Raw genomic sequence first — 7,084 nt, 5'->3', positions numbered from 1 at the left:
GCTTTCAGGTATACGGAAAGCATATATTCCAAGGCCAGGGGCAGGCCTTTTTCGTCATACAGGTAGAATTTGGGGTTGTGATGCGGTGTCAGTTCGTGGGTACCGGTCGGATCGCCCATGCCGAACCAGGCGACGGCTGCCGGTTTCTGTTCGCTGAAATAGCCGAAGTCTTCAGCACCCAGGCTGGGCGGGCAGTCGATAACCGTGATGCCCATAGCGCCAGCCGTGTCCTGCATGATAGAGACACAGGAGGCATCATTTTTGCAGGCCGGATAGCCATATACCATGGTGGTCTTGACTTCGCACTGATGGGCGGCGCAGATGCTGTTGCCCAGCCGTTCGATTTCTTCCATGACTGACTGGCGCAGATCCGTATCGAGGACGCGTACGCAGCCGCCCATGCTGACCGTTTCGGGGATGACGTTGGCTACGCCTTCGACGCCGCAGTGGAGATAGCTGACCGAGACGGTGCAATTGGCCAGAGGGTCACATTTCAGGGCCGGAATGAGGGCGATATCGTTTACCAGTTCCGACGCTGCAAAGATAGGGTTGTTGGCCTTGTGGGGGAATCCGCCGTGGCCGCCTTTGCCGCGGATCTTGAAGTCGTATGTACCGACAGCGGCAAAACGGACGCCGTCGTGGATATCGATCTGGCCGAGCGGGGCCGATGCGTTGACATGGATGGCGAACATGTAATCAATGTGGTCCATGATACCGTCTTTGACCAGCTGCTGGGCACCGCCGGGAAGGAATTCTTCACCCTGTTCGAAGACAAAATAGACTGTGCCGCGGACGAGTTCGCGGTGACGGGCCAATGTTTCGGCAACGGCCATGAGGATAGAGGCGTGGGCATCGTGGCCGCAGGCGTGCATGACGCCGGGATTGGTGCTCTTGTAGGGAAGATCATTCGTTTCCGTGAGGCCCAGGGCATCGAAATCAGCGCGCAGTCCGATAGACGGGCCGGGCTGGCTGCCTTTGAGGAAGCCGACCGTACTGTTGCCCGTAATGCCCGGCATCAGTTCGATACCGGCCTTTGTCAGATGGTCCCGGATCCAGGCTGCCGTATTCGTTTCCTGGAAGGACAGTTCCGGGTGGGCGTGGAGATAGCGGCGGTTCTTTATAATCTGGTCACCATATTCTTCTACGAGTTTTTTTACGTCTGTCATAGGAATCACTCTCTTTCTGTAATATAACAATAGCATGATGATGGTAACAAAAAAGGGCGGTACGTGAGGGACGAAATATATCCGCGGTACCACCCTGTTAATCTAAAATATTTAGATCAGCTCTTGCGCTCTGTAACGGGAGCTTGCCGGCCAGGCCTACTTACGGTTCAGCCAGGCAGTTCAGGAATGTACTTCATATGACCGTCCCTGCTGTCTTGCACCAGGCGGCAGCTCTCTGGAAAGTCCAGTCATACTACTCTTTCCTTCATTACTTTTTGCAATCACCTTAAATTTTTAAAATGTGATATATCTAAATTATACTGAAAAAATCTTTTCTGTCAAGATACATGTCTATCCTGACATTACATCAGCTCCTGCAGAGCCGTTTCGTAGACTGTGAGCATATATTCCAGTGCCAGGGGAAGCCCCTTTTCGTCATCGATATAGAAACAGGGATTGTGATGGGACGTGGGGGCGATGGCGCCGGTCGGATCGGCCATGCCGAGTTTGGCGATGCCCGCCGGTTTCTTCTGGGCATAATAGGCAAAGTCTTCGGCACCGAGAACGGGCGGGTTGTCGAGGACCGTAAGGCCCATGGACGCGGCGGCTTTGCGGAATATGTCATTGCATGTGGCATCGATTGTATTCGCCGGATAACCATAGACCAGGCTTACATCGCACTGGCACTGGTGAGCGGCACAGATGGCTTTGGCCAGGCGTTCGATTTCTTTCATGACGAAGTCGCGCAGATCCGTATTGAGGACGCGGGCATTGCCACCCATGCTGACCCGTTCGGGAATGACGTTGGCTACGCCGTCTACACCGCACTGGAAATAGCTCACAGAGACAGTGCAGTTTTCCAGGGGATCGCATTTCAGGGCTGGAATCAGATTGATGGCGCTGACCAGTTCGGCTGCGGGAATGACCGGGTTGTTGGCCTTGTGAGGGAAGCCGCCGTGGCCGCCTTTACCGGTGATTTTGATGTCGTAGGTACCGACGGCGGCTTCGCGGACGCCGGCGGCGACATCGACAGTGCCTACCTTTTCGAGGGCTGCGGCATGCCAGGCAAACATATAGTCAATGCGGTCCATGATGCCGTCTTTGACCAGCTGCTGGGCGCCGCCGGGGAGAAATTCTTCCCCCTGCTGGAATACGAAATAGATAGTGCCGTGGACGAGTTCCCGGTGAGAGGCAAAGATTTCGGCCATGGCCATGAGGACTGCCGTATGGGCATCGTGGCCGCAGGCGTGCATGATGCCGGGATGGGTGCTCTTGTAGGGCAGGTCATTCATTTCCGTAAGACCTAAAGCATCGATATCGGCGCGGAATCCGATGGACGGACCAGGCTGTGTTCCTTTGAGGACGCCGACCGTGCTGTTGCCCGTAATACCAGACAGGGTGGGAATGCCAATGGCTGCCAGATGGTCCCGGATCCATTGGGCTGTATTCGTTTCATGGAAGGATAATTCCGGATGGGCGTGGAGATACCGCCGGTTTTTGATGACTTCTGCTGCATAGGCTGCAGCTAATTTTTTTATTGTTCCAGACATGACAAACTGCCTCCTTTTTTACCGTAAGTATACTACGAATAGATATATTTTACGATTCTTTTTTTAGTTTATTGTATAAAGCCTGACGGCTGATGCCGAGGATGCGCGCCGCCTGGGTATGGCTGCACCCTTGTTCGATGAGCCCGTGGATGAGCGACTGCTGCAATGTATCCTGCAGCCCTTTGAGGTCGATATGCAGCGTATCGGCATCGCGACGGGTCCAGCCGTGGCCGGCCTGGTCAAAAAGGTAGCCGTATGACGGGTCTCCCTGTTCACCGTAGAGATGATACCGCAGGGCAACGCTGTATAGTTCCCGTATATTGCCCCACCAGCGATGTTTTTCCAGGACCGGGCGCAGGGCATCGGGAATCTCGACGGCATGGCCGGTCAACCGTTCCAGGAATATGGAGAATAAGTAAAAAATATCCGATGGCCGTTCGTTGAGAGACGGCAGGTCGAGCGTTAGAGGATTGAGGCGGAAATAGAGATCGCGGCGGAAGCGCCCCGATTCGATCTGGGGGATGATATCGGCATTGCTGGCGGAGATGATGCGGATATCGAGGGGAATGACATAATCCGACCCGATGCGCATGACCTGCCGCGTTTCCAGGACGCGCAGCAGCTTGGACTGGATATTGGCGGACATACTATTGATTTCGTCGAGGAAAATCGTGCCGGTGTGGGCCAGCTCGAAGAGGCCGGCTTTCCCTTCTTTGCGGGCTCCCGTAAAAGATCCGCCTTCGTAGCCGAAAAGTTCGCTCTCCAGCAGTTCAGGCGGCAGGGCAGCGCAGTTCACGGCGACGAAAGGGCCGCTGCGCCGCGGGCTGGCATTGTGGATGCTCTGGGCAAAGAGTTCTTTGCCGGTGCCGCTTTCTCCCTGGATGAGGACCGGCGCATTGTAAGCCGCCATGATTTTTGCCGTGGCGATGCAGCGTTTCATGGCCTTATCCCTGGTCAGGATATCGCTGAAGGTGTGGCGGGCCGTGAGCCCTGTCCGGGACAGTTTATAGCGGACATTTTTTTCCAGGCGCTGCAGTTCCGTGACGTCGCGGATATTGAGGATGAAATACGGCTTGTCGTTGAGCGTGAACGGCCGCGTCGTGGCTACCAGCGTGTATGGCGGACAGTGCAGGATGCGGTTCTGGAAAAAGGGCGGTTTTTTGAAGGCTTCATCCAGATCGGGAAACATATGCTGGATCGTATCGGGTGTCCTGGGGAATTTCAGGAAATGGTGTGCCTTGGGATTAAAATGAGTGATATTCCCCTTTTTATCATAGATGATGATGCCTTCGTCTACGTTGTTCAGTACGGAAGACAGAAGGGAAATCTGATTCTGTTCGCGCCGGTTCAAAAGTACCAGGTCATGGGCGTACTGGTAGGCCGACAAGATGGCCGATTCACCGGGCGTAATGGGAAAGACTGGCAGCCGTGTGTGCGTAAGAAGCGGCATGACCAGACAGCTGACGATAGCCGTACCTGGTGATTCCGGAATGGCATCGGCCAGGGCTCCCAGCGTCTCAGGGGAGATATCGGCACTATAGGGATGAATGACCATCTTACTGCGGATTTCCGGCCAGCACATAGCCTCGTTGAAAATGACATGCTGGCTGAGAAACAGGTGGATTTTTTCATAATTCTCTACCTGATGGAGCGTATAGAGAATATCACTGGTCGAATAATGCAGGCACAGTACGGGGATATCCCGGATGGCCTGGGACAATTCGTAGTATGGTCCGGTGTGGGTAATGATGACCTGGGCTCCCTGCTCTACGAGGTGACGGCCCTGTTCGAAGCGGTTGGGGAAATCGAGGACAGCTACCTTCGTGGGGATGTAATTTTTTTGTTCTGCCACAGAAGCCTGACGGAGGACTGCTTCTATTTCTTCCTTCAGAGTTTCGTTGGCTGCGAGAAAATAAATAGATTCCATAACATACCTCCTGATTTCTTCTATCATAGGAAAATTGTAAAGGTGTGTCAATAAATGTATACAAATTAATTTGGAAACACGAAAGAAATACAAAGAAATGGGGATATATCACCATTATTTAAGTTGGCATATATCTTTCACATATATTGCCGACAGATGTATAGTATCCCATAACTGAAAAAGACATGTATGAGGAGGTATCATGATGAAAAAATTAGTATCAGGTGATGAAGCCCTGGCACGGGGCCTGTATGAAGCCGGTGTCACCTTTGCTTCGGCCTATCCGGGCACGCCGAGCACGGAAATCCTGGAGAATGCAGCTAAATATGAAGAAATCGATTCCGAATGGGCACCGAATGAAAAGACAGCTATGGAAGCGGCTATCGGAGCTTCTGTTTCCGGTGTACGGTCCTTTGCGGCTATGAAAATGGTCGGTCTCAACGTAGCGGCCGATCCACTTTTTACCTACGCTTATCTCCATGTCAATGGCGGCTTTGTTTTTGTATCGGCCGATGACCCGGGCATGCATTCGTCCCAGAACGAACAAGATAACCGCAATTATGCCAAATTCGCCAAAATATGCATGTTTGAACCGTCCAATTCCCAGGAAGCCAAGGACATGACTAAAGAAGCCTATGCCGTCAGCGAACGGTTCCATACGCCGGTCATGATCCGCATGACGACCCGTGTCTGCCATTCCAAGAGTCTCGTAGAAGAAGGGGCCCGTGTAGAAGTGCCGGCTGTACCCTATGTAAAACAGCCGGAAAAAATGGATCCCGTACCGGCTATTTCCCGCGTGCGCCGCGTCGTCATCGAACAGAGGGAGAAAGATCTGGCAGCGTATTCCGAAACCTGTCCCTGGAATGTAGAAGAAGCAGGTCATACAAATATGGGCATCATCACATCCGGTGCCGCCTACAACTATGTAAAAGAAGTATTTGGCGACAGCGTATCGGTCCTGAAAATCGGCTTTTCTTATCCCCTTCCCATGAATAAAATCCGTGCCTTTGCGGAAAAAGTAGATACCCTGTATGTCGTGGAAGAACTGGACTCTTTCATGGAAGACCAGATCAAGGCTGCGGGTATTCCATGCCATGGACATGATATCATCCCCAATATAGGCGAACTCAACCCGGATATCGTACAGAAAGCACTGACGGGTACAGGAAATGATGGAGTATCTGTTCCAGAAGAATTCATCGTCCCCCGTCCGCCTGTCCTTTGCGCCGGCTGCCCTCACCGGGGCTTTGCCTTTGAACTGGCCAAACGCAAGAATACAGTCATGCTCGGCGATATCGGCTGCTATGGCCTGTGCGGTGCTCCCCCGCTGAATGCCAAGGATATGGGCCTCAATATGGGTGCTGTCTTTTCCATGGGACATGGTATGGTACACGGCTTTGCCCGGAGTGGTCAGCAGAAGCGCGTCGTCGGCTATATGGGCGACTCTACCTTCTTCCACAGCGGTATCAATGCTCTCATGGAAGTCTCCTATAATAAATCCAATACGATCTGTGTCATCCTCGACAACCGCACGACGGGCATGACGGGCCATCAGGAAAATCCCGGCACGGGCTATAATCTGAAAGAAGAAATCACGACCATGCTAGACATTGAAACCATCGTCCGGGCCCTGGGCATCCGGAACGTCCGTACAGTCAATCCCCAGAATCTGACGGCTATGAAAGAAACGCTGGACTGGGCCTTTGCCATTACGGATGAACCGGTAGTCATCATCACCAAATGGCCATGTGCCCTGAAGAAACTTACGCCTTTTGATAAGAAAGAATTCACTATAGAAAAAGCCGTATACGGAGTGGTGGAAGATGCGTGTATCGGCTGCCGCAAATGCCTTACGACAGGATGCCCGGCCCTGCGCTTTGACAAGAAAACGAAAAAATCCAGTATCTCTCCGGCAGACTGCAACGGCTGTTCTGTCTGTGCCCAGGTCTGCCCGGTACAGGCTATCGTAAAGAAAGGGGAATAATCATGAACGATGTAAAAAGCATACTCCTCGTCGGTGTCGGCGGGCAGGGGACGATTCTGGCCAGCAAGATTCTCACCCAGGGTCTCATAGAAAATGGATACGATGTCAAAATGAGCGAAGTCCACGGCATGAGCCAGCGCAGCGGTAGTGTCAGCACCCAGGTACGGTTCGGTGCGAAAGTCTACTCCCCTATCATCGGGGAAGGGACGGCGGATATCCTCGTTTCCTTTGAAGAAATGGAAGCTGCCCGGTACGCTCATTTTCTGAAAAAAGATGGCAAGGCCGTCGTCAATACGTACCGTATCCCGTCCATGCCAATCCTGACCGGTAATCAGGACTATCCCGATGATATCATCGGCATGCTCCGCCAGCGCGTGTCGACGATGGCTCTCGATGCGACGGGGATTGCAGAAAAAGTGGGAAATCCCAAGAGTGCCAATGTCGTTTTGCTGGGAGC

The 7,084-nt window shown here is 52.9% G+C and carries 5 protein-coding genes and 1 other annotated feature; of the genes, 2 read left to right on the top strand and 3 right to left on the bottom strand.

What is annotated here, in order from left to right; translation table 11 throughout:
• The 3 genes from DBO31_RS02650 to DBO31_RS02640 form a co-directional block, all read right to left on the bottom strand.
• Positions 1-1,166 (bottom strand): M20 family metallopeptidase (locus DBO31_RS02650; RefSeq protein ID WP_234995364.1); only part of this gene is annotated, 1,166 nt, incomplete at its 3' end.
• A gap of 63 nt (positions 1,167-1,229) precedes the next feature.
• Positions 1,230-1,444 (bottom strand) — a binding site (T-box leader).
• An 84-nt stretch (positions 1,445-1,528) separates the two neighbouring features.
• Complete coding sequence (locus DBO31_RS02645) at positions 1,529-2,716, bottom strand: M20 family metallopeptidase (RefSeq protein ID WP_150824374.1); 1,188 nt, start codon at positions 2,714-2,716, stop codon at positions 1,529-1,531.
• Between the two features lie 49 nt (positions 2,717-2,765).
• Complete coding sequence (locus DBO31_RS02640) at positions 2,766-4,643, bottom strand: sigma-54-dependent Fis family transcriptional regulator (RefSeq protein WP_059076276.1); 1,878 nt, start codon at positions 4,641-4,643, stop codon at positions 2,766-2,768.
• Positions 4,644-4,845: 202 nt separating this feature from the next.
• On the opposite strand from DBO31_RS02640, the gene iorA reads away from it, so the two are divergent.
• Together iorA and DBO31_RS02630 are read left to right on the top strand one after the other, a co-directional pair.
• The gene (iorA, locus tag DBO31_RS02635) at positions 4,846-6,627 is read left to right on the top strand and encodes an indolepyruvate ferredoxin oxidoreductase subunit alpha (protein WP_234995363.1); all 1,782 of its coding nucleotides are present in this window, start codon (positions 4,846-4,848) and stop codon (positions 6,625-6,627) included.
• A gap of 2 nt (positions 6,628-6,629) precedes the next feature.
• Positions 6,630-7,084, top strand: a 455-nt coding sequence (locus tag DBO31_RS02630) for an indolepyruvate oxidoreductase subunit beta (protein WP_150824373.1), incomplete at its 3' end; no start/stop codon positions are given.

It is taken from the genome of Megasphaera sp. DJF_B143, assembly GCF_900320625.1.
Taxonomy (GTDB): Bacteria; Bacillota; Negativicutes; order Veillonellales; family Megasphaeraceae; genus Megasphaera; species Megasphaera hexanoica.
This window is presented reverse-complemented; position numbering and strand designations above follow the sequence as displayed.

Coding starts and splice junctions, on each gene's coding strand:
- DBO31_RS02645 (WP_150824374.1), bottom strand. CDS start 2,716: ATGTCTGGAACAATAAAAAAATTAGCTGCAGCCTATGCAGCAGAAGTC.
- DBO31_RS02640 (WP_059076276.1), bottom strand. CDS start 4,643: ATGGAATCTATTTATTTTCTCGCAGCCAACGAAACTCTGAAGGAAGAA.
- iorA (WP_234995363.1), top strand. CDS start 4,846: ATGATGAAAAAATTAGTATCAGGTGATGAAGCCCTGGCACGGGGCCTG.